The 20,434-nt window shown below is 55.1% G+C and carries 18 protein-coding genes; 9 read left to right on the top strand and 9 right to left on the bottom strand.

Annotation, left to right across the window (positions count from 1 at the left end; genetic code table 11):
• Window positions 1–196: 196 nt before the first annotated feature.
• From urtE to urtA, 5 genes are all read right to left on the bottom strand, one after another.
• Complete coding sequence (gene urtE / locus ACJAXR_RS12500; protein WP_415058601.1) at window positions 197–886, bottom strand: urea ABC transporter ATP-binding subunit UrtE; 690 nt, start codon at window positions 884–886, stop codon at window positions 197–199.
• A gap of 15 nt (window positions 887–901) precedes the next feature.
• On the bottom strand, window positions 902–1,642 hold the full coding sequence (urtD, locus tag ACJAXR_RS12495) for an urea ABC transporter ATP-binding protein UrtD (protein ID WP_415058600.1): 741 nt from the start codon (window positions 1,640–1,642) through the stop codon (window positions 902–904).
• Window positions 1,639–2,775: an urea ABC transporter permease subunit UrtC gene (urtC, locus tag ACJAXR_RS12490; protein ID WP_415058599.1), complete on the bottom strand. Its 1,137-nt coding sequence runs from the start codon at window positions 2,773–2,775 to the stop codon at window positions 1,639–1,641. The genes urtD and urtC overlap by 4 nt, the downstream gene beginning before the upstream one ends.
• Window positions 2,776–2,802: 27 nt before the next feature.
• A complete protein-coding gene (urtB, locus tag ACJAXR_RS12485) occupies window positions 2,803–3,726 on the bottom strand; it encodes an urea ABC transporter permease subunit UrtB (protein WP_415058598.1) in 924 nt (307 codons plus the stop codon).
• Window positions 3,727–3,801: 75 nt separating this feature from the next.
• On the bottom strand, window positions 3,802–4,977 hold the full coding sequence (urtA, locus tag ACJAXR_RS12480) for an urea ABC transporter substrate-binding protein (protein ID WP_415058609.1): 1,176 nt from the start codon (window positions 4,975–4,977) through the stop codon (window positions 3,802–3,804).
• Window positions 4,978–5,486: 509 nt separating this feature from the next.
• Between urtA and fmdA the strand changes: the two genes are divergently transcribed.
• The 5 genes from fmdA to ACJAXR_RS12455 all read left to right on the top strand — a co-directional run bounded on the left by fmdA (window position 5,487) and on the right by ACJAXR_RS12455 (window position 10,994).
• The gene (gene fmdA / locus ACJAXR_RS12475) at window positions 5,487–6,716 is read left to right on the top strand and encodes a formamidase (RefSeq protein WP_415058597.1); all 1,230 of its coding nucleotides are present in this window, start codon (window positions 5,487–5,489) and stop codon (window positions 6,714–6,716) included.
• Window positions 6,717–6,786: 70 nt separating this feature from the next.
• Window positions 6,787–7,110: an FmdB family zinc ribbon protein gene (locus ACJAXR_RS12470; protein ID WP_415058596.1), complete on the top strand. Its 324-nt coding sequence runs from the start codon at window positions 6,787–6,789 to the stop codon at window positions 7,108–7,110.
• A 92-nt stretch (window positions 7,111–7,202) separates the two neighbouring features.
• The gene (locus ACJAXR_RS12465; RefSeq protein WP_415058608.1) at window positions 7,203–8,834 is read left to right on the top strand and encodes a sigma 54-interacting transcriptional regulator; all 1,632 of its coding nucleotides are present in this window, start codon (window positions 7,203–7,205) and stop codon (window positions 8,832–8,834) included.
• A 33-nt stretch (window positions 8,835–8,867) separates the two neighbouring features.
• A complete protein-coding gene (locus ACJAXR_RS12460) occupies window positions 8,868–9,914 on the top strand; it encodes an aliphatic amidase (RefSeq protein ID WP_415058595.1) in 1,047 nt (348 codons plus the stop codon).
• 21 nt (window positions 9,915–9,935) lie between these two features.
• A complete protein-coding gene (locus tag ACJAXR_RS12455; RefSeq protein WP_415058594.1) occupies window positions 9,936–10,994 on the top strand; it encodes an AAA family ATPase in 1,059 nt (352 codons plus the stop codon).
• A 56-nt stretch (window positions 10,995–11,050) separates the two neighbouring features.
• Here the strand turns inward: ACJAXR_RS12455 and ACJAXR_RS12450 are convergent, their stop codons facing one another.
• The 4 genes from ACJAXR_RS12450 to rpmE all read right to left on the bottom strand — a co-directional run bounded on the left by ACJAXR_RS12450 (window position 11,051) and on the right by rpmE (window position 14,894).
• Window positions 11,051–12,313: a malic enzyme-like NAD(P)-binding protein gene (locus tag ACJAXR_RS12450; RefSeq protein WP_415058593.1), complete on the bottom strand. Its 1,263-nt coding sequence runs from the start codon at window positions 12,311–12,313 to the stop codon at window positions 11,051–11,053.
• Between the two features lie 96 nt (window positions 12,314–12,409).
• Window positions 12,410–13,849 carry a M48 family metalloprotease gene (locus ACJAXR_RS12445; RefSeq protein WP_415058607.1) on the bottom strand — a complete coding sequence of 480 codons (1,440 nt, stop codon included), beginning with the start codon at window positions 13,847–13,849 and terminating at the stop codon, window positions 12,410–12,412.
• A complete protein-coding gene (locus ACJAXR_RS12440) occupies window positions 13,849–14,676 on the bottom strand; it encodes a thermonuclease family protein (RefSeq protein ID WP_415058592.1) in 828 nt (275 codons plus the stop codon). Before ACJAXR_RS12440 ends, ACJAXR_RS12445 begins: the two co-directional genes overlap by 1 nt.
• Before the next feature lie 5 nt (window positions 14,677–14,681).
• A complete protein-coding gene (gene rpmE / locus ACJAXR_RS12435) occupies window positions 14,682–14,894 on the bottom strand; it encodes a 50S ribosomal protein L31 (RefSeq protein ID WP_415058591.1) in 213 nt (70 codons plus the stop codon).
• Window positions 14,895–15,089: 195 nt separating this feature from the next.
• Here rpmE and ACJAXR_RS12430 point away from each other — a divergent pair, with 195 nt between their 5' ends.
• The 4 genes from ACJAXR_RS12430 to hslV all read left to right on the top strand — a co-directional run bounded on the left by ACJAXR_RS12430 (window position 15,090) and on the right by hslV (window position 20,426).
• Entirely contained in the window at window positions 15,090–17,306 is a 2,217-nt protein-coding gene (locus tag ACJAXR_RS12430) for a primosomal protein N' (RefSeq protein WP_415058590.1), read from the top strand.
• A 105-nt stretch (window positions 17,307–17,411) separates the two neighbouring features.
• Complete coding sequence (gene argS / locus ACJAXR_RS12425; RefSeq protein WP_415058589.1) at window positions 17,412–19,157, top strand: arginine--tRNA ligase; 1,746 nt, start codon at window positions 17,412–17,414, stop codon at window positions 19,155–19,157.
• Window positions 19,158–19,162: 5 nt separating this feature from the next.
• The gene (locus tag ACJAXR_RS12420; RefSeq protein ID WP_415058588.1) at window positions 19,163–19,753 is read left to right on the top strand and encodes an SPOR domain-containing protein; all 591 of its coding nucleotides are present in this window, start codon (window positions 19,163–19,165) and stop codon (window positions 19,751–19,753) included.
• 142 nt (window positions 19,754–19,895) lie between these two features.
• Entirely contained in the window at window positions 19,896–20,426 is a 531-nt protein-coding gene (gene hslV / locus ACJAXR_RS12415; protein WP_415058587.1) for an ATP-dependent protease subunit HslV, read from the top strand.
• Window positions 20,427–20,434: the final 8 nt, after the last annotated feature.

The following is a 20,434-nucleotide window of genomic DNA, read 5'->3' as shown; positions in this document are numbered from 1 at the left end:
TACCTGCTCTGCCTGCCCTGTCAACCCCTGAATTATCGCTAACTCATTGATTGTAAAACGCTTTATACAAAGCGCCCCCTCTGGGCAGACGCGCATTATAGGGGCTGAGGTTTTGCCGTCAAGGCTTGTTTCTACTTTACCTCAATAAAAAAACCTTCCGCCCGCTTGCGCGCACGGAAGGTTTGACCACAAGGGGTCACACGGAGAGGTATTTGCTGATATGTGCGCGGTCGATTTGGTCGCCGCTAGCTTCGTGGACAATAACGCCTCTATCTATCACCAGCATTCGATTAGACACGGCTAAGGCAAAACTGAGTACCTGCTCGGACACCACAATGCTAATTTTACGCGCGTCTTTGATTTCATTCAGGGTTGAGGCCAATTGCTTAATAATTGAGGGCTGTATGCCTTCGGTGGGCTCATCCAGTAAAAGAATCTTGGGGTCGGCAGCAAGCGCTCGGGCAATTGCCAATTGTTGTTGCTGCCCTCCTGATAGGTTGCCCGCCTTACGCCGACGCATTTCCAGCAAAACTGGAAATAGCTCATAGATATCGCCTGGAACCTTCTTTCGTCCAGAAGCCTCAAGACCCGCCACGATATTCTCTTCAACCGTCAATGTAGGAAAAACCATGCGGCCCTGGGGAACATAGGCGATACCGCTCGCAACCCGTTGGTAAGATTGTACCTTGCTCAATTCCTTGCCATTGAAGGTTATGCTTCCGCCACTATTGGGCTGCATACCAATCAGGGATTTGAACAAGGTCGTCTTGCCCATACCATTACGCCCCATTACTGCTACTGTCTCATTGGCACCAACATCAAGCGAAATACCATGGATGACTTCACTCATTCCGTAGCTCACGCGCAGGTCGCGAACAGCCAACATAGCCGACTCCTTCTTTTAATAGCCCAGGTAGACTTCGATGACTTTGTCGTTTTTCTGCACATCATCCATTTTGCCTTCAGCCAGCAACTTGCCCTGATGTAGCACGGTCACCTTATTGGCGATGTCTTTGACGAAGTCCATGTCGTGCTCAATGACAATCACGGAGCGATTCTTACTGATACGCTTCAACAGATCGGCCGTCGCTTCACGCTCTGATACACTCATACCGGCAACCGGTTCGTCTAGCATCAGCAACTCCGGATCCTGGATCAGCAACATCCCAATTTCCAGCCATTGTTTTTGTCCATGGCTCAACAGACCCGCACTGATATCCAGGCGATCCGCTAGAAAAATATCCGCTGCAATATCGCTTACCCGCTGAGTCACCTGCTCATTGATCTTGAAGAACAGGCTACCAAATACGGTGCGTCCGCCCGGATAGGACAACTCAAGATTTTCTCTAACAGTCAGATTTTCGTATATAGAAGGTGTTTGAAATTTCCGGCCAACGCCGGCCTTGACGATCTGGTTCTCAGCCAGCTTGGTCAGTTCGACATTCTTGAACATGATCGATCCCGACGATGCACGTGTCTTGCCACAGATCAGATCCAGCAAGGTTGTTTTCCCTGCACCATTAGGGCCGATCACTACCCGCACCTCGTTGCGTTCTACATATAAGTTCAACCCGTCGACCGCCTTGAAGCCATCAAAAGACACCGTCAAGTCTTCAATCGCGAGCAATATTGGAGACGTCATGGCTGTACCTCCTGATTATTAACCACCCGGTCCAGCTGTTTACTGTTACGGCCCAGCAACTTAATAACTGAGGGCTTAACATAATCGTTGTAGATGCCGGCGAGCCCCTGGGGGAACAGCAACACCACACCGATAAACAAGGCACCCATGAAAACAATCCATAGCTGGGGAAATGTTTCTGAAAGCATGGTTTTGGCCAGATTAACCAACAATGCGCCATATACCGCACCGATAAGAGAAAGGCGCCCGCCCACCGCACAAAAAATCACCATTTCAATTGATGCGACCGTGCCAACGAATGACGGCGACATGAAGCCTACCTGCAACGCGAACATGGCCCCGCCAACGGCTGAAAATATAGCGGCTATCACGAAGACAAAAATCTTGATGTTAGCAACGTCGTAGCCCGAGAATCTAACTCGATCCTCCTGGTCCCTCATCGCGATTAATAGTTTGCCAAAGCGACTTTCAAGGATGAACTGGCCTACCAGCAGACAAACGATCAACGCTACGCAGCAAACAAAGTAAAGGATGTAACGCGCACTATCGGACCTAATATCCCAACCCAAAAGCGTACGCAAATCGGTAATACCGTTAATGCCACCGGTGTAACCCTGCTGCCCCACAATAAGAATGGTTGCGATCGAAGCGATTGCCTGTGTGATGATCGCGAAATACACCCCACCAACCCGACGCTTGAACATGGCAAAGCCGATAAAGAAAGCGATCAGAGCAGGAACTGTCAACATCAGCACGATTGTCAGAAACAGACTATTGAATGGCACCCACATCAAAGGCAGTTCAGTAATCTGATTCCAGTCCATGAAATCTGGTATGCCGGGTGTGCTCTGAATCGAGGTGAACTCCGGTGCAGATGATTCAAGCTTCAGGAACATCGCCATGCAATATCCGCCAACACCGAAAAAGATTCCCTGCCCCAGACTCAAAATGCCCCCGTACCCCCAACACAGCACGAGACCTACGGCGACAAATGCATAGGTAAGGTATTTACCCAGCAGGTTGAGCCGGAATATATCCAGTGTCATCGGCAGAATAACCAACAGCAAAATGGCCAGCGCCAGCAATTGCAGCAGGCGCTGACCTCCCCCGAATGCTGCTATCCATTTATGCATATCAATAACCTCCAGTGGTTAGGCCGATCACCGGCGTACTTTGCTTGCAAAGAGTCCCTGGGGACGAACCATCAGAATGCCGACAACAACCGAGAGGGTGATGACCTTGGCCATGGAGCCGCTGAGGAAAAACTCGAGCAACGACTGCGACTGGGCAATACCGAACGCCGACACCACAGTGCCAAGAATGCTGGCTGCGCCACCGAAGACAACGACCAAGAAGGTGTCGACAATATAGAGTGAACCGGTCGTCGGCCCCGTCGAGGCTATAGTAGTGAAGGCCGCCCCAGCGACACCTGCGATTCCACAGCCCAGAGCAAACGTCAAGCGATCTACACGCTGGGTATTAATACCCGTAGCATTGGCCATGGCGCGATTCTGCGTAGTGGCACGTACTTTTATGCCCCAGCGCGAGCGGTAAAGAAGGAAAGCCACACCCAGGGTAATAAAAAACGTAATGACCATGACGAGCATTCCGTTAACTGGAATATCGATCATGTCGGTGGGCCTCCATGAACCCATCAGCCAGGGCGGCAAGTTGACACTTACTTCACGCGGCCCAAAGCCCGAGCGGAATGCCTGCTGCATGATCAGGCCGAGCCCCCATGTCGCCAGCAAAGTATCGAGCGGGCGCTTGTACAAAAGACGGATCATGAAACGCTCGACCAGATAACCGAGAATAAAAGTACCGGCAAATGCCGCGAGAATGGCAACTGGGAAATAGATATGCTCCATCCATGGCCATATCTCAGTGCCCAGTACAGATACCAGCCAGGTAATGTAGGCACCCAGGGTAAGAAACTCCCCATGTGCCATATTGATCACGCCCATCTGCCCGAAGATGATCGCCAGACCCAACGCCATCAGCAGGAATACACAGAACAGGCTAAGCCCGCTGAATCCCTGCATAACGAAGATAGCTGTGAGTTCTTGCGAGGAATATCCGCCCATGATCGCTCTCCTTGACTCGTAAAGGTGCGGTCAAAGAAGACCGCACCTGTATTGATTTACCCTGACGGGAGCGACTTATTGGTAGCCTTCGGGGAATGGGTTCGGTTCGATCAGCTCTGACTCGTAAACCACTTTAGCCTGACCATCTTCCTGCCATTGGCCTACACGCAACTTGCTCCACAGGTGGTGGTTTTCGTGAACTTTGACGTAACCTTCAGGTGCCGTGGTTAGTTCAATCTCAGCAGAGGCTTCGGCGATCTTATCAACATCAAAGCTACCCGCTTTTTCTACTGCCGCTTTCCACAACCAAGGGCCGAGATAGGCTGCTTGCGTAACGTCGCCTATTACACTGTCTTCACCCCAGCGGGCCTTGAATGCTTTGACGAACTCGATGTTGTTATCGTTCTCCAGTGACTGGAAATACTTCATCGATGAGTAGAAGCCCTTCATGTTCTCGCCGCCGATACCGAGCACTTCGTCCTCAGTAACCGAGATGGTCATGATGGTCTGCCGATCAGCCGTGATACCAGCGGCGTTCAGCTGCTTCCACCAAGCGACGTTAGAGCCACCAACGATGCTTGAATACACTACATCAGGCTTCTTGAGGCGGATCTTGTTGATCAATGAACCAAAGTTGGTATTCCCCAGTGGGTAGTACTCTTCGCCCACTACTGTGCCACCGAGAACATTCTCGATATGCTTGCGTGCGATCTTGTTAGAGGTACGTGGCCAAATGTAATCAGAACCAACTAGGTAAAAAGTTTTCGCGCTTTTTTCCTTGGCTATCCAATCAAGCCCGGCAAGAATCTGCTGAGTAGCTTCCTGGCCGGTATAGATCACGTTTTTGGACTGCTCGAGACCTTCATAAAAAGTCGGGTAGTAAAGCATGCCGTTTTCTTTCTCGAAAATGGGCAAGACTGCTTTCCGCGATGCGGACGTCCAGCAGCCGAATACCGCAGCCACTTTGTCTTGAGTCAACAACTTGCGAGACTTCTCCGCGAAGGTCGGCCAATCACTGGCGCCGTCTTCCTGAATTATCTCGATCTGTCGGCCAAGTACGCCTCCCATTGCATTGATCTGTTCGATGGCCAGCATTTCGGCCTCGACCGAGCCGGTCTCACTAATAGCCATAGTCCCGGTAATCGAATGCAGTATGCCGACTTTGACCGTGTCATCGGTAACCGCCAAACCACTGGTGTTGACCTTGTCAGTCGGGTAGTCGGCAGCGCCGGCCATTCCAGTCACGCCCATACCGGTGCCCAGCGCTAGTGCCAGCACATGGCGCCTCCAGGCGGGCATTTTGCGTATTGAATCTTGCATAGGGTGGTTCTCCTAGATGTGGGTAAAACCGGCTAGCGAACGGTGATCCTGCTCGCCGACCTGTCACTGAACATCAGAGCAACCCTTGTGCCACTCACACTAGTCCAACCGCATAAACTTCTTTCTACCAAAATAACCTGTTTACTATCAATGCGTTGCGTTACCCCTTTGGATGATAGCTATTGATGCTGCAGATATGGCTGCAATGCCCGGGGCGCAACAGCATCTGACATTGTCATGACAATGTCAGATGCTCACGAGTGACATTGTCACTGTCGAGTCTTGACTGGATATGACATTAACTGACAATTATGCTTCAACTTATTGAATATAAATGAGTTTATTCATAAATGACAAAGCTGGCACGCCATCTGCTCTGGTTTCGTTACTGGCCGCAAGCTGGCCGAGAGCGCTATCACCCACACAGAGGATTCACCGTCATGGCTGAGACATTAATCAAGATCGACCTGAACAAGAGCCCAAAGGAGCACGATACGATTCATAACCGCTGGCATCCTGACGTGCCAATGGTCGCAACGGTAAAGCCCGGTGACGACTTCATCATCGAATGCATGGACTGGACCGGTGGGCAAATCGCCAATAATGATAGCGCTGACGACGTCCGGGACGTTGATCTCAGCAAGGTGCATTACCTCAGTGGCCCAGTTGCTGTTGAAGGCGCGGAGCCCGGCGATCTGATGGTCGTAGATATTCTTGATATAGGTGCCTTCGCCGACCAGATGTGGGGTTTCAACGGCGTATTCGCAAAGGAAAACGGTGGTGGCTTTTTGACCGAGCATTATCCGGAGGCACGCAAGACCATCTGGGACTTCAATGGCATTTATACCAAATCTCGGCACATTCCTGGGGTCGAATTTATTGGCTTGATGCACCCCGGCCTAATCGGCTGCCTGCCGTCCCAGGAGCTGCTCGATGAATGGAACAAACGCGAGCAGGCCCTGATCGACACCGACCCTGACCGTGTACCCGGCCTGGCCAACCCCCCATACGCCCCCACTGCTCACACCGGCCGCGCAACAGGCGATATAGCAGCCAAGATTGCCAATGAAGGCGCACGCACCGTGCCACCACGCGAGCACGGCGGCAACTGCGATATCAAGGATCTGACCAAGGGCTCGCGCGTATTTTTCCCGGTTTATGTCAAAGGCGGTGGTCTGTCCATGGGCGACCTGCACTTTTCCCAGGGCGACGGCGAGATCACCTTCTGCGGTGCGATCGAGATGGCCGGCTGGATTCATATCCGCGTCAGCTTGATCAAGGACGGCGTGAGAAAATACGGCGTGAAAAATCCGATCTTCCAGCCCAGTGATATGGCCCCAAGCTATAAAAAGCACCTGATATTTGAAGGTATTTCCGTTGATGAGAACGGCAAACAACATTACCTGGATGCCCACGTGGCTTATCGTCAGGCCTGTTTGAATGCAATCGAGTACCTGAAAAAGTTTGGCTTCAGTGGAGCCCAAGCTTATTCACTCCTGGGTACTGCTCCGGTACAGGGCCATATCAGCGGGATTGTGGACGTACCCAACGTCTGCGCTACGTTGTGGATCCCGACTGAAATATTCGACTTCGATATCATGCCCAACGCAGATGGGCCGACTATCTCGGTCAACAGTCCAGAAGTCCCCACATCCAAATGGATTAAGTAACCTTGATGTGGCGCCGCGGCCATCTTAGTGCGGCGCCCACCCTCTTGAGCGCACCGTCAGAGAGCATTTTATGCCCCTATATGATTTCGACTGTTACGAATGCGGTGTATTCGAAGCGCTGATACCCAGCGTCGAACGCAACCTCCCACGCAACTGCCCCGCATGCGGGCAGACCATGCAGCGCCTGATCAGTGCACCCCGCTTACAGGTGATCAGCAAGCAGCAGCGTACAGCTCACGAAACAAATGAGCGCAGTGCGCATGAACCAAAAGTAAGCCATGGGCACAATTGTTGCAGCTCAGGTAGTTGCACGCACAAGCCCCGCGCCGAGGGCCAACCCCCGCCCCTCAAGCAGCAAAGTGGTCCGCGACGTCCATGGATGATCAGCCACTGAGTTCATCCGCACGAGCTCAGTTCACGATCCAGTCGCAGGCCATAGGGGCTCATTTTGTCCCCTATCTAAGGAGCCTGCATTACGTGACAACCATGCACGATGGGATATCCCAACAGATGAAGCGTGAATTGGTCGTGATCCTGGAAATGGCCAAGTTGCTGGAAAAGCCGCTGGACGCCCCACGTACTATTCAAGGGATCCTTCGCCTGCTCTCGCAACTCTACGGCCTTAACTGCGGCAGGGTCAGTCTACCGGTGGCGGCCAGCAATACCATGGAAGTGCGTTATTCCTATGGGCTGTCGATCGAAGATCTCAAAGCCGGACGCTTCACCCTGAATATCAACCAGGGAGTGACTGGCTATGTCATGCGCACTGGCTCGATCGGCTTGGTGCCCGACGTAAATAAAGAGCCCTTATTTATTTATCGTGTAGCTGAACTGTCAAATCATACTGGTGGCCGCATGACATTCATTGCAGTGCCCATACTTGAATCGGGCACGCCGATTGGCGTTCTATCCATACAACGCGAGGGTCTACATGATCGACCCTTTGATGGCGACATCAGCCTATTGCGAATAGCCGCCTCAATGGTTGGCCAGGTATTGCGTATCCATCAGTTTGTAGTCGACCAGACGGAACACCTGGTTAAGGAAAATCAGCATCTACGACACAGCATAGCGATCGAGTCCATGCTCAAGCAGAGCCTGGCCCATGGCATTCTCGGCACCAGCCCGGCATTGATGGACGCCGTTCGCTCAACAATTCAAGTTGCCCGCAGCGACGCACCGGTCATGTTGCTCGGCGAGTCCGGGACCGGTAAGGAAAAGTTTGCGCGGATGACTCACCAGCAGAGTGACCGCCGAGAGAAGCCGTTTATCTGTATCAACTGTGCAGCGATCCCCTCCGACCTGCTGGAGTCGGAATTGTTCGGCCACGCCAAAGGCGCTTTCACCGGCGCCTCTAAAAGCAAGCAGGGTAAAATAGTACAGGCCGACGGTGGCACGCTTTTCCTCGATGAAATCGGTGACATGCCCCTAGCGCTGCAAGCCAAGCTACTACGTGTGCTACAGGAAAAGAAGGTGGATCCGGTCGGTAGCGAAAGCGCTGTCTCAGTGGACTTTCGCGTCATCACCGCCACTCATGTCAACTTGCAAGAGTCGGTCAATCAGGGCCGCTTCAGACTGGATCTGTTTTATCGCCTGCATGTAGTGCCGGTACATCTACCGCCGTTGCGCGAGCGTCAGGGCGACATCCGACAGCTTGCCCTGCATTTTCTCAACGAACTCAATCATCACTATGAGCGCAACTGGAGCTTGAACTCGGATGCCTTTGATGTACTTGAGCGCTTTGATTGGCCGGGCAACATCCGGCAACTGCAAAATGTGCTGGAGCGCACCGCACTCACCAGCGATGAGGATTCATTGAGTGGCGCGAAGATCAAACGCAGTCTGGATTCGGAAAGCGCAATCAATCTTCCCCAACAAACCAGTCATGACAAAACAACGACTGCCACGGTTACCGATCCCACTGTTTTTCAGCCAGGCGGCCCGGGGCAGCGACCTTACGGACGCACTTATAACTGGGTCAATCAGGATGAAGCAGCGCACATACGGGCAATGCTGGTCGACACCAATAACAACCAGTCAGAAGCTGCCAGGCGCCTGAATCTCAGTCTCAGACAACTACGCTACCGGGTTAACAAACTGGGTATCGAGCTCACCTGAGCCTTTTTAATCAAGCAAACAGAGGACTATCCAATGCGTCATGGAGATATTTCAAGCAGCCCTGATACCGTCGGTGTTGCCGTGGTCAATTATAAAATGCCCCGACTGCATACACGTGACGAAGTGCTTGCTAACGCTAACAACATCGCCGAAATGATCGTCGGCATGAAAAAAGGTCTTCCCGGTATGGATCTGGTGGTATTCCCGGAATACAGCACCATGGGCATCATGTACGACAACGACGAAATGATGGCTACAGCAGCCACCATTCCTGGCGACGAAACGCGTATTTTCAGCCAAGCCTGCAAACAGGCAAAAACCTGGGGTATCTTCTCACTGACTGGCGAGCAACATGAAGACCACCCGCACAAGGCGCCATACAACACTCTGGTACTAATCAACGACCAGGGCGAGATCGTTCAAAAGTACCGCAAATGCATACCCTGGTGCCCGATTGAAGGCTGGTATCCCGGCGACCGCACCTACGTCTCAGACGGACCAAAAGGCATGAAAATCAGCCTGATCATCTGCGATGATGGGAACTACCCCGAAATCTGGCGCGATTGTGCGATGAAGGGTGCAGAGCTGATCGTCCGTTGCCAGGGCTATATGTATCCGGCCAAGGAGCAGCAGGTGATGATGGCCAAAAGCATGGCCTGGGCCAACAACTGCTATGTCGCCGTTGCTAATGCCAGTGGCTTTGATGGCGTTTATTCCTACTTCGGACACTCGGCGATTATTGGCTTTGACGGCCGCACCTTAGGCGAATGCGGCGAAGAGGATATGGGCATTCAGTACGCCCAGCTGTCGGTATCGCAAATCCGCGACGCGCGGGCCAACGATCAGTCCCAGAACCACCTGTTCAAACTGCTTCATCGAGGCTATACCGGCGTCTACAATTCCGGTGATGGTGACCGCGGCATAGCCGACTGCCCCTTCGACTTCTATCGCACTTGGGTACTAGATGCAGAAAAGGCGCGGGACGATGTGGAAAAAATGACACGCAGCACTATTGGCGTCAAAGACTGTCCGGTCGGAGAGCTGCCGCATTCAGGTAAGGACAAGGAAATAGGAGCCTAATGGCCCTGACGGAATTCATCCATGCCTTTTATCAATGACGTAGTGGCGCATAATCAGCGCGTGAGCAGCGATACGCCGATCATGCGCCAATCACGCTTTCAATTTGATCAGGACAAGGTGATGCAGCTATTGCGCTCGCGCATCACCGGACAGACGGCTGCATTGAACGCGGTGGCCGCTAGCCTGGCCATGACCAAGGCCGAGCTCGGTGATCCCCGTAAACCCCTGGCGGTCATGCTACTGATGGGGCCTACCGGGGTCGGCAAGACGGAAACCGTGCGCCTGCTGGCTGAGGCCATCCACGGCCGCTCGGATGCACTGTGCCGGATAGACATGAACACATTGGCACAGGAGCATTACGCAGCCTCATTGATCGGCGCTCCTCCGGGCTATGTTGGCAGCAAGGAAGGCAACACGCTGTTTGACCGTGAAGCAGTTGAGGGAACCTTCGGCAAGCCCGGTATTGTGTTGTTCGATGAACTGGAAAAAGCCAGTGAACCGGTTATTCGAGCGTTGATGAATATTTTTGACAACGGACAATTGCGACTCAGCTCCGGTACCAGCACGCTGGATTTTCGCAATAGCCTGATTTTTATGACCAGTAACGTAGGTGCACAGTCAATCTGGGCCTGGCAACAGCGCCAGCAAAACAGCTGGCGACGCCTGTTGCCCAAGACCTGGCGAATACGTCAGGAGCAGAAACACCAACAACACGCCTTGGAAAAAGTCTTTGCTCCGGAATTTCTCAATCGTATCGATCAGCAGTTGATCTACCAACACCTCGGCGATGATCAGGTTATTGTGCTAGTAGAACTAGCACTCGAACGGCTAAATAGTCGGCTGGCACGCCATCAGGTTCAACTGATCGCTGAGCCGGCGCTCAAAAATTGGCTAGGCAACCAGGGATTCGACCGGCGCTACGGGGCCAGAGCCATGTCCCGCTGTTTTCGCCAACATCTGGAACCGGAGGTTGCTCGCGCGTTATTGGAAACCCAAAACAGGCCATCAGGCTGTCTACTCCTGGCAGATCTGGATGCACAACAGAAGGTTAGACTGACTCTCACTAGCCCTGACGACTGACATAAAAAACCCCGCCAAAGCGGGGTTTTTCAATTACCGAGTCAATAACCGCCAGATTACATGCAGTCTTCGACTGATTTCAGCGGGTAATGCGCCGGGTAGGGCAACGTGGCTACCCCTGAATCGATGGCGGCCTTGGCTACTGCAGCAGGCACTTCCTCGATCAAACGAACGTCCATCGGCTTAGGAATGATGTATTCGCGACCAAACTCGAGCTTGATCCCGCCGTATGCTTCGCAGACATAATCAGGCACGGGCTCTTTGGCCAGCTTGCGGATCGCGTGGACTGCTGCAATCTTCATCTCTTCGTTGATCCTGGTAGCACGGACATCCAATGCTCCACGGAAAATGAAGGGAAAGCCCAGTACATTATTGACCTGGTTCGGATAATCCGAACGACCAGTCGCCATAATCACGTCTGGACGTGCGGCACGAGCCAGCTCGGGATCGATTTCTGGATCAGGGTTGGAGCACGCGAACACAATGGGGTTTTCCGCCATCAACTTCAGCTCAGCCGGCTTCAGCAGATTAGGGCCAGACAGACCAACAAATACATCCGCGCCCTTCATGGCATCGGACAGTGTGCGCTTGTCCGTTTCGGTGGCGAAGATCGCCTTATATTCATTCAGGTCATCACGACCAGAATGAATAACGCCCTTGCGGTCGAGCATGTAGATGTTCTCAACCTTGCAACCCATGCTGACCAACAGCTTCATACAGGCGATGGCAGCGGCGCCAGCACCCAGACAAACGATCTTGGCATCTTCCAACTTCTTATCAACCAGCTCGAGTGCGTTGATCATTGCAGCGGCAGTCACAATGGCCGTGCCGTGCTGATCGTCGTGGAACACCGGAATGTTGCACTGCTCAATCAGAGCTTTCTCGATCTCAAAGCACTCAGGCGCTTTGATATCTTCAAGGTTGATGCCGCCAAAGGTGCAGGAAATACGACGGACCGTATCAATAAACGCCTGCGAGCTCTCTGATTCGACTTCGATATCAAATACATCGATACCTGCGAATCGCTTGAACAGTACACCCTTACCTTCCATTACTGGCTTACTCGCCAGCGGGCCCAGGTTACCCAAACCAAGGATGGCGGTGCCATCGGAAATGACCGCTACCAGGTTGCCCTTGCCGGTATATTTGAAGGCATTGAGAGGGTCTTTGGCAATTTCGCGAACTGGCTCTGCTACGCCTGGGCTATAGGCAAGCGCAAGGTCACGGGCAGTGGCAGTAGGTTTTGTTAGCTCGACGCTTAGCTTGCCCGGACGCGGGTTGGCATGATAGTCGAGTGCATCGGTTCTCAAATCAGACATGTTCAATATTCCGGTCAAGTGGCTTATGCGGGTCGGAGATTGTACAGAAAATGGCCTCCTCGGACAAGATCATTCACCGCATCAATGTCAAGGACATTATCTTACAACTTTGAGCCACTGCCCTTGCTCAGGCTGACCGTCAGGCCAGTGGCCGTTAAGCAGCCGCAATTGCGCTTGCGCATCATCGCCCAAGGGGCTGTTTCGCGCCAAACGTGCATACGTATCACCTTTACTCACCTGCACCAGACGTATGTGCATCGGCGCGGCCTTCTTGCGGTCTGCAGCACTCAGCCCGGCAAAGCTGCGAATAACACTGACGAACTGCGCATCGTGACTTTCCAGCCGAGCCTGACCACGGACAGCGCCAATGAACAAAACCAACTGATCCTTGCGCAGGATGGCCGCTACCCGACGTGGACTCTGCCCAGGCAGAATGGCCATGAGGCCTTGAAAGCCCTGACCAGAAAAACGCTGCTCCTGTGTCAGCTGTTGCTTGCCTGCACGCATGCGTAGCAGATCAGCCACATTGGATTTTTCATCAACCGTCTCGAGCGTCATCGCAATAAATGCGCTCTCATCTTCCGTGTGCCCCAAAACCACGTCTGGCCGATTTAGAACGGTCCAGCCGCGTGGATAATCGAGGCGCATATTCAAGGGCACATGGTAGAAACGTTGATCTCGCACTACCCCTTGAGCTTCGCTTTCGCCGTATACCATCCCGTCGATAGCCTTGAGATAGTCATCGCGGCCCACGCGCTGGCTGCTGCCGGTAGACAGCGCCTGGGCCTGTTCCACTACCTGCTGCAGTCGTTGATCATGCGTCGGATGAGAGGCAAATAAGCCATGATAGCTTTCAACTTGCTTGCCTTGTGCCGCCGCCTGCTCGCGGGCAAAGGTATCCTGATCCTTGAGCACTCCGATGACTTCCAGCACGGCATCGGGTCGATAGCCGCTTCGAGCCAGGTATTCGGCACCCAGACCGTCTGCCTGTAGCTCCATGTCACGACCGTACCCCTTGACTAAAGCGGACCCAAGCAGATTACTCAAGTCGCCCGCGGCCTGCACTCCAGTTCCGATTGTGACCAGTTGCCCCAGCAGACCCGAGCCCATGGCCATGCTCTGTTGACGGACCCCATGGCGGGCAGTCACATGCCCGATTTCGTGCCCCAGCACCGCTGCCAGCTCTGCTTCCGAGTTCAGGTAGGCCATCAGGCCCCGATTCATGAAAATGTAACCGCCTGGCAGTGCAAAGGCATTGATATCAGCGGAATCAACGACTTTGAAATGGTATTCAAGATTACTGCGGTGACTATTGCGTGCGAGCCCCTCGCCCACCCGCTGCACGTAACTTTGCAAGGCCGCGCTCTCTACCATCGACATCTGCTGATTGATCTGAGCGTTGGCCTGACTGCCCATGGCGAGCTCTTGGCTTTCGGACATCATCACGAAATCTTGCTTGCCGGTGACTGGGTTGACCGCGCAACCCTGCAGCATCAGCAATACTGAAAGCACCAAATATGGGAAGCAATAGCGCATCATTTGATCTCCAGCATAAAGGGATGACGTACTGGCAGCATGAACCTTTTATAGGCCTTTGGCGACGAGCCCTTGCGCTGGCGATCCACTACCCAGCCACGCGCCTCCACATTGCGCCCCACCCAGTTCGCCGGCGGCCGATTTCCAAGCATATCCATGAAGGAAACTCGCTCGTCCCGACCGATACGCAGTGTGACGGGGCCGTCCAGATCCAGCCAGAGATGACCCCTTCCCTCACTGACGGATGTAATTCGCCCACTGATCAAGGTGAAGCCGCCATCGGCAACCCTGGCGGCCGGCATGACCGGTGAACGGCTCCATATACCGCGATCCGCCGCGCGAGCAACCCGTTCTGCTATGCCGTGACAGGTCATCAATCGATCATTGGGTGGGACCACCAGTGCGAATCCCAGACCCTCCTCCAGCAATTGCGCCTCGATATTGCGGCCATCTGCAGCGAACAAATGAGCCAGGATCCGGCCGTATCTATCCTGCGGCTGCTCACCCACATACATGCGCAGGCCAGAAGACTGTGTCAGTTGCTCAAGACGTTTTCTTGCCACCTGGGCGAAAGGCTCTGAGGACTTGCCGCGCCGACCAATTTCGGGCGTATCGATACCCAGCAGTCGTACGCGGCGCCCGTCCACCAGCTCCAGCGTATCGCCGTCAATCGCGAAACGACTGACAACGTTGCTACCCGCTCCCACCGCCGCACAGGGATCTGCCTGGGACGGCAGGGCGATCAGCCAGGCAATAAAAAAGGCGCTCCAAAGGAACGCCTTTCTATTCACTAGCTTCGTAGCCGACACTGTCAAGCGGCCGAGCATGGTGATTACTTGGAGCTAACGGCGCCGAAACGCTGCTTGAAGCGCTCAATACGACCGCCGGTGTCCAGCATCTTCTGCTTGCCAGTGTAGAAGGGGTGACACTCGGAGCAGACGTCCAGATGGATGCCGCTTTTCAGCGTGGAACGGGTCTTGATCACGTTACCGCAGCTGCAGGTGGCTTCGATTTCCTGATAAACAGGATGCAAATCAGCTTTCATGGGATATTTCCTCGGTAGGTGTGCCGCCACCCGATCGACCTGATCTGGCACCGCACTGTGGTTGTCTGACAGTCCCGGCGCTAATACGCAGAGACCTTAAAATAGGTCGGCGATAATACCAGATACCTGCCGCAACGCAAGTCTCATGCGAATGGCCCGGCGATGCTAACATGCACGACCCACGAAGGAGCCGATGTGTCCGGACCCATACTGCAGGTCGCACTGCCCTCGCCGCTGCGACGACTATTCGATTATCAAGCGCCCAATGGCGTTCGACAAGAGGACCTGCGCCCAGGCCAGCGTGTCCGCGTGCCTTTCGGACAGCGCCAGATGGTAGGGGTGATTGCCTCCCTGAGTGATACCTCGGACGTCCCGCCGGCGCGCCTGAAGCGCGCAGTCGAACTGGTCGACCTGACGCCTTTGCTGCCGGAAACCCTATGGCAACTGTGCTGCTGGACGGCCAGCTATTATCAGCATGGCCTTGGCGACACCCTTAGCTGCGCGCTACCTACGCTGCTGCGCCAGGGCGAGCCAGCTATCGCGCGTCAGGATCGTCTCTGGCAATTGTTGCCCGGCGCGTACCCCGAACATCCGGCGATCAGTCGTGCAGCCAAGCAGAAGCTGGCGGTACAGATGCTCGCCAAACATCCTCACGGCCTATCCCATGCACTGACCAGCCAATGGGGCTTGAGCCGCGACACACTTGAAGCGCTGGAGAAAAAAGGGCTGGTTCAGCGCATAAGCCAATCCCACCATCACATCCATGAGCCTTTACCATTGCTACGCGAATCCCGGCTACCAGCCAATGCGCAACAGGCCTCTGCGCTAGAAGCGATTAAGGCACAAGACGGCTTCGCTGCCTGGTTACTGGATGGCGTGACCGGTAGTGGCAAGACCGAAGTGTACCTGCAAGCCATCGAGCACTGTCTAGGCGAGGGCCGACAGGTGCTGGTGCTGATCCCCGAGATTGGCTTGACGCCACAAACACTTGAGCGCTTTCAAAGGCGTTTCAGCGTACCCGTAGTGATCCTGCACTCTGGCCTCAATGACCGCGAGCGGCTCGATGCCTGGGTCGCGGCACGTGACGGCGAAGCAGGTATCGTGATCGGCACGCGGTCGGCCATCTTTACGCCGCTGGCACGACCCGGACTGATCATTGTCGATGAAGAGCATGACCTGTCCTTCAAGCAGCAGGAAGGCTTGCGTTACAACGCACGGGACTTGGCCGTTTACCGCGCGCATCTGGAAAATACCGCCATTATTCTCGGCTCCGCCACGCCCTCGCTGGAGAGTCTTTACAATGTCAGACGCGGACGCTACCGGCACCTGCATCTCACTGAACGTGCAGGTCACGCAAAACCCCCTGTATTTCAGTGCATCGATATTCGCAGCCGCAAGCTGGAAGCTGGGTTGTGTCGCCCCATGGTCGAGGCCATCGGCGAGCACCTGAACAAGGGCAACCAGGTACTGGTATTTATCAACCGCCGCGGGTTTGCACCTACACTCATGTGCCATGACTGTGGCTGGATGGCTGAGTGCACCCGCTGCGACGCACGCATGACCGTCCATCAGTCGCCGGCGCGTCTTCATTGTCATCATTGCGACAGCCAGCGGCCGATCGACCGTCATTGTCCAACCTGCCAAGGCACGGAGCTGCGCTCGCTGGGTGCGGGTACCGAGCGCACCGAAGAGCATCTGACCAGTTGCTTTCCGGATTTCCCGGTACTGCGCATTGATCGCGAAAGCATGGCCCGAAAGAAAGCCATGCAGGACATGCTCGCACGCATTCAAACCGGGCAGCCCTGCCTGCTGGTCGGCACGCAGATGCTGGCCAAGGGGCATCATTTTCCCGATGTCACACTGGTAGCCATATTGGACGCCGACGGCGGCCTGTTCTCTTCCGACTTTCGTGGGCCCGAGCGCATGGCCCAGATGATTACCCAGGTCGCGGGGCGGGCCGGGCGGGCAGAAAAACCCGGCCAGGTATTGATCCAGACCCACATGGCTGAACACCCTTTGTTGATCGATCTAACCGAACACGGCTATGCCACCATCGCTCAGCATGAGCTCGACGCCCGCGAAAAAGCCGGACTGCCACCGTGCAGCTTCATCGCCCTGCTCCGTGCCGAGGCGAACAACGCCGCCACAGCCGATACGTTTCTCGAATCGGCCTGCGAGCTAGCTGAAGCACTCTGCCTCGATCTGGGTCTGGACCGAATCGACATGCTCGGTCCGGTGCCTTCCCCCATGGAGCGGCGAGCCGGCCGTTACCGGGCGCAACTGCTGGTGCAGGCGCCACAACGTTCCGCATTGCATCAGTTGTTGCACCATTGGCTGGTCCAGCTCGAAAGCCACAGCCTCAGTCGTAAAGTCCGCTGGTCCATCGATGTCGACCCACTGGATATGTTCTAGCACGGCTCCAGCCAGCCACCCCGGCAAAGACAGATTTGGCAATCCCTTGTCGAACCCGGATAATGACTGGCTTTCCACAGGCAGATGCCGGATACCCTATTGCATATGAAGAATCTTATCAGCCAACTGCTCGGCAGCGCCGTCAGCCGCCTCCAGAGCGAAGGCGTATTGCCGTCCGACGTCGCACCGTCGATCCAGGTCGAGATTGCCCGCGATAAAGCCCATGGCGACTTTGCCAGCAACCTGGCCATGACGCTGGCCAAGCCGGCGAGGATGAAGCCGCGCGACCTGGCGGAAAAAATCATTGCTGCCATGCCAGCCCACGAAGCAATCTCCGAGGTCGGCATAGCCGGACCCGGCTTCATAAATATTTTTCAGAGCCGGGATTGGCTGGCTGCGCGCCTAGATGAAGCGTTGCAGCACGAACGACTCGGCGTTATTCCTGCTCAGCTATCCCAGCGGATAGTAGTCGACTACTCATCGCCCAACTTGGCCAAGGAGATGCACGTCGGCCATCTGCGCTCAACCATTATCGGTGATGCCGTCACCCGCGTGCTTGAATACGTGGGTCACAGCGTTATTCGCCAGAATCACGTGGGCGACTGGGGCACCCAGTTCGGTATGTTACTGGCCTATCTGGAAGAACACAGTGTCGACGCCGAAGCTGAGTTGGCGGACTTGGAGAACTTCTATCGGCAAGCCAAGCAGCGTTTCGATGAAAGCCCCGATTTTGCCGACCGAGCCCGCGAGCGCGTGGTTCAGCTGCAAGCTGGCGATCCCGCATGTTTGGGTCTCTGGGACACATTCAACAGTATCTCGCTGGGGCACTGCCAAGCAGTATACGACCGCCTCGGTGTAAGCCTGAGCACTACCGATGTGCGCGGAGAGAGCGCGTACAACGATCAACTCGCCAGCGTCGTAAACCAGCTACGCACGGCTGGGCTTTTGACCGAAAGCCAAGGCGCGCAGTGCGTATTCCTCGATCAGTTCAAGAATGCCGACGGCAATCCCCTACCGGTGATTATCCAGAAGGCCGGTGGTGGCTATTTGTATGCGACCTCCGATTTGGCTGCAATGCGCTATCGACACCAGACACTTAATGCTGACCGGGTGTTGTATTTCGTCGACCAGCGTCAGGCCCTGCATTTCCAGCAGGTCTTCGCCGTTGCGCGTCTGGCCGGATTTGTCCCTGACAGCATGCAGCTCGAACACATGGGGTTTGGCACAATGAACGGAGCCGACGGCAAACCCTTCAAGACCCGTTCTGGCGGCACCGTCAAACTGACCGATTTACTCGATGAGGCTGAAGAACGAGCGCACCGCCTGGTCGCACAGAAGAATCCTGAGTTGGCCGAAAGTGAGTTGCGCGAGATCGGACATGCCGTCGGTATCGGCGCTGTCAAGTATGCCGACCTGTCGAAACATCGCAGCAGCGATTACAACTTCAATTTCGAGCAGATGCTCAGCTTCGAGGGCAATACGGCTCCCTACCTTATGTATGCCTACACCCGCGTTGCCAGTGTATTTCGCAAGCTCGAACGCAGCATGACGCAACTGGACGATCTGGGGCCCATGCAGTTGGCGCAACCGACCGAGGTCGAACTCGGCGCTCATCTGGCCCAATTCGCCGCAACGCTGGATTATGTCGCCCGCGAAGGCACCCCTCATGTACTCTGCCATTATTTGTACGAACTGGCAGGTCGATTTTCCGGTTTTTATGAGCAATGCCCGATACTGGCTGCAGATGAGATCGCCCAGCGCGATAGCCGTTTGCGCCTGGCTGCCCTGACCGGCCGCACTCTGCAGCAGGGACTCAACCTGCTCGGCATCAATACGCTGGAGCGCATGTAAGCAGTATGGCCAAAGCACGCAAAGCCCCCAGACGCGGCGCCAGCCGCCAACAGTCTGCGCCACGCCGCGCCATTCCCGGCTGGCTTTGGCTGGTCAGTGGATTGGCCATAGGCCTATTCATCGCCTTTTTGTTTCAGCTCGAACCCGGCAAGGAGACGGTCAAGCGCGACAAGACGCCACCAGCACCCCCGCCGAGTCAGACTCGCAAGGCAACGGAAGAGCCACGGTATGACTTCTATACTTTGCTGCCTGAGTCCGAAGTGATAGTCCCGCAGGGCGGCGTACCCGAAGTCGCGCCGGCAGCAGACCCGCAGGTGGATAGCCCGTCTGGCGCCGCCAAAGACACGGGAACCCGGTTCTTCCTGCAAGCAGGATCCTTTCGCAAGCAGGCGGAAGCCGATCGGGTCAGGGCGCAAATACTACTGCTGGGCCTGGATGTTCGGTTAGAAGATGCCCGCCTGGGTAGTGGTGACGTCTGGTACCGGGTTCAGGTCGGCCCCTACACCGACCGCACCAAGCTGAGCCAGGCCCAGCAAGTACTGACCGGCAATGGATTCGACAACTTGTTGCTGCAGCAGCGTACCGCCAAGCCCTGACTAATCGCCCTGAACAACCTCGGTTCAGGGCGGCGCGGCAGATCAAAACTTGAAATAGCTCCGGGTGCCCCAAGATAAGCTTTATGGGGCAGAATGTGCTGCGCCCTCCATTTACTGCAGACCAGCCAACCAGGAGTTGCGCGTGACTACAATCGTTTCTGTTCGCCGGCACGGCAAGGTCGTAATCGGTGGCGATGGCCAGGTTTCTCTGGGCAACACCGTGATGAAGGGCAATGCCCGCAAAGTACGCCGCCTATACAAGGACCAAGTCATCGCCGGTTTCGCCGGAGGGACCGCCGACGCCTTCACATTGTTCGAGCGCTTTGAAGCGCAACTGGAGAAACACCAGGGCAATCTGGTGCGCGCCGCGGTTGAGCTGGCAAAAGACTGGCGTACCGACCGCGCCCTGCGCCGTCTCGAAGCCCTTCTGGCGGTTGCTAACAAAGATGCGTCCTTGATCATTACCGGCAATGGGGATGTCATCGAGCCCGAAGAAGGACTGATCGCGATCGGCTCCGGCGGGCCATTTGCCCAATCTGCCGCCACCGCTCTACTGCGCCATACCGACCTGTCTGCCCGCGAAATTGTCGAGTCGAGCCTGAGTATCGCCGGTGAGATATGCATCTATACCAACCATAACCAGACAATCGAGGAGCTGGACGCCAATACCTGAGGCGCCCA

Origin of the sequence: Halopseudomonas sp. (assembly GCF_047631575.1) — a bacterium.
Lineage (GTDB): Bacteria > Pseudomonadota > Gammaproteobacteria > Pseudomonadales > Pseudomonadaceae > Halopseudomonas.
The sequence above is the reverse complement of the archived record's forward strand: the minus strand, read 5'-3'. Positions and strand labels throughout refer to the sequence as shown.

Excerpts from the sequence above, each read along its gene's own strand:
- urtC (WP_415058599.1), bottom strand. The coding sequence starts at position 2,775 with ATGCATAAATGGATAGCAGCATTCGGGGGAGGTCAGCGCCTGCTGCAA.
- urtA (WP_415058609.1), bottom strand. The coding sequence starts at position 4,977 with ATGGGCGTGACTGGAATGGCCGGCGCTGCCGACTACCCGACTGACAAG.
- urtB (WP_415058598.1), bottom strand. The coding sequence starts at position 3,726 with ATGGGCGGATATTCCTCGCAAGAACTCACAGCTATCTTCGTTATGCAG.
- ACJAXR_RS12455 (WP_415058594.1), top strand. The coding sequence starts at position 9,936 with ATGCCTTTTATCAATGACGTAGTGGCGCATAATCAGCGCGTGAGCAGC.
- ACJAXR_RS12420 (WP_415058588.1), top strand. The coding sequence starts at position 19,163 with ATGGCCAAAGCACGCAAAGCCCCCAGACGCGGCGCCAGCCGCCAACAG.
- ACJAXR_RS12465 (WP_415058608.1), top strand. The coding sequence starts at position 7,203 with ATGCACGATGGGATATCCCAACAGATGAAGCGTGAATTGGTCGTGATC.
- fmdA (WP_415058597.1), top strand. The coding sequence starts at position 5,487 with ATGGCTGAGACATTAATCAAGATCGACCTGAACAAGAGCCCAAAGGAG.
- argS (WP_415058589.1), top strand. The coding sequence starts at position 17,412 with ATGAAGAATCTTATCAGCCAACTGCTCGGCAGCGCCGTCAGCCGCCTC.
- rpmE (WP_415058591.1), bottom strand. The coding sequence starts at position 14,894 with ATGAAAGCTGATTTGCATCCTGTTTATCAGGAAATCGAAGCCACCTGC.
- urtD (WP_415058600.1), bottom strand. The coding sequence starts at position 1,642 with ATGACGTCTCCAATATTGCTCGCGATTGAAGACTTGACGGTGTCTTTT.
- ACJAXR_RS12445 (WP_415058607.1), bottom strand. The coding sequence starts at position 13,849 with ATGCGCTATTGCTTCCCATATTTGGTGCTTTCAGTATTGCTGATGCTG.
- urtE (WP_415058601.1), bottom strand. The coding sequence starts at position 886 with ATGTTGGCTGTTCGCGACCTGCGCGTGAGCTACGGAATGAGTGAAGTC.
- ACJAXR_RS12440 (WP_415058592.1), bottom strand. The coding sequence starts at position 14,676 with ATGCTCGGCCGCTTGACAGTGTCGGCTACGAAGCTAGTGAATAGAAAG.
- ACJAXR_RS12460 (WP_415058595.1), top strand. The coding sequence starts at position 8,868 with ATGCGTCATGGAGATATTTCAAGCAGCCCTGATACCGTCGGTGTTGCC.
- ACJAXR_RS12470 (WP_415058596.1), top strand. The coding sequence starts at position 6,787 with ATGCCCCTATATGATTTCGACTGTTACGAATGCGGTGTATTCGAAGCG.
- ACJAXR_RS12450 (WP_415058593.1), bottom strand. The coding sequence starts at position 12,313 with ATGTCTGATTTGAGAACCGATGCACTCGACTATCATGCCAACCCGCGT.